General features: G+C 28.7%; 1 protein-coding gene and 1 pseudogene. Both read right to left on the minus strand.

The window, feature by feature from the left end:
• Positions 1 to 642, minus strand: a pseudogene (locus KTO59_RS04150) (hypothetical protein); the annotation flags it as partial.
• A gap of 160 nt (positions 643 to 802) precedes the next feature.
• On the minus strand, positions 803 to 1,745 hold a 943-nt coding region (locus tag KTO59_RS04155), incomplete at its 5' end, for an AAA family ATPase (protein WP_284928797.1).

A 1,745-nucleotide genomic window follows, 5' to 3' on the forward strand; every position in this document is an offset into this window, starting at 1 on the left:
TGATTTAATTTTTTGCTTAATTGGATGAAGTTGGTCTACAATTTCATGCAGTTCTTTAGTTAATTCGGCAATTTCTTTTTGTAATTGTCTACGCACATCTTCATCTTCTGTCTTTGCTTTTTGTGCTTCTTTTTGTTTTATTTCATCTTCTTTTTGTTTCTTTTTTGTTTCTAAGTCTGTTAAATTTCCTTTTAAAAGGGAAATTTCTTTATCATTGTCTTTTATTTTGTCATTAATTTCTTTAATTTTATCTTCGTTTTTGTCTAAAAGTTCTTTAATTTTTGCTTTTTGTTCTTGAGTTAATGTTAAATCTCCTTGTAATTCTATTAATTCGGCATCAATTTTTGCTAATTCATCTTTCAATTGTGATTTTTTTCCTTCAAAATTGTCGTAGATATTTTCTAATTTGTGAATTGTATTGTCAAGTTTATTGACTGATAAAGCTGCGTATTTTGAAGATGGTTCTTTTTTGGTTAAATAGAAAAATGCTCCTAATAGCGCAATTAATATTACAATTGAGATAATAATTTTCTTTAATGAAAATTTGTAAATTCCATGAATTAGAAATAAAATAGGTATAATTGATATAAGCGTAAATATAATTTTATAATTTGAAAATAATAGTGTTGTTATTGAAATCATGTTTAATTTCCTTTCTTTTTTTGATTTTTTTTTTAAAATTAGTATGATTTTTTTTATTTTTCTTTGCAGTCTTTTTGTTTTTTGTGTTATGTGCTGCTTAGGATTGATATATGCACAACTAGGTTTCTCAAAAACCTAGTTGTGTAAATAGGTTTTAAAATTATTTAGATTGAGATGTTAATTCTTTTTCTATTTGATTTAACACATCAATGTTTGGTGAAATAATCATCTTGTATGCTTGCTGTAAATCTTCTTTTTGAATTACTGTTCTTTTGTTTTCATCAGTTCCACGGTTTCTTGCGAATACACTGACTGTCGTTTTTAAAAGGTTTTCGAGTGTACGATTTGCTTTTAAAAATGCTTGTTCTTGTGGCAAACGTTCTAATGATTCGTTAATAACATTGAATAAATAATCTTTTGATGCTTGACAATATGGATTTTTACGTTTGTTAATTAAGAATTCTAACATTTTTTGACGTTCATCTTTGCTTCCTGGTTTGACTTCGATGTTGTAAGTGAATCTTGATTTAATAGCTTCATCGATTTGTTCTACGTGGTTAGTTGCACCAATGACGAAGATTGGTTTTTCAGGATTGTTATCAACTGATGTCATTTCAGTTTTGAATTGGTTAACGACGTTTGCAATTTCGGAACCAGCTTCTAACGAACCTAAATCAGTAAAAATAGTTTCACATTCGTCTAAAAAGATAATTGCTCCGTTTTCTTTTTCAGCTGTTTGTCTTGCTGCTGCAAACAAGTCTTGAACCATTTGAGGTGCAAGTCCTTTATATTTTTGAGAAAAGATAGAACTGCTTACTTCGAAAAATGGTAAATTTGTCTCTTTAGCTAATGCACGAGCTAATGTTGTTTTTCCTGTTCCTGGACATCCGTACATTAAGATTCCTAACGGTGCTTCGACATCTCCGATGTCTTGATAGTTTGACTTGTTTTTTAAGTAGTCTAAAAATCCATCACATGCTGTTAATTCTTCTTTGAATCCGATTAGTTTGTCAAATGATAAAAATTTATTAGAATCAGCTGGTTTGAATTGTGGTATTTCGTCGTCATCTTCTGATTGAAATGAATTTAAATTGTTTGCTGCT

It is taken from the genome of Candidatus Phytoplasma sp. AldY-WA1 (assembly GCF_020312115.2).
Taxonomy (GTDB): Bacteria; Bacillota_I; Bacilli_A; order Acholeplasmatales; family Acholeplasmataceae; genus Phytoplasma; species Phytoplasma vitis.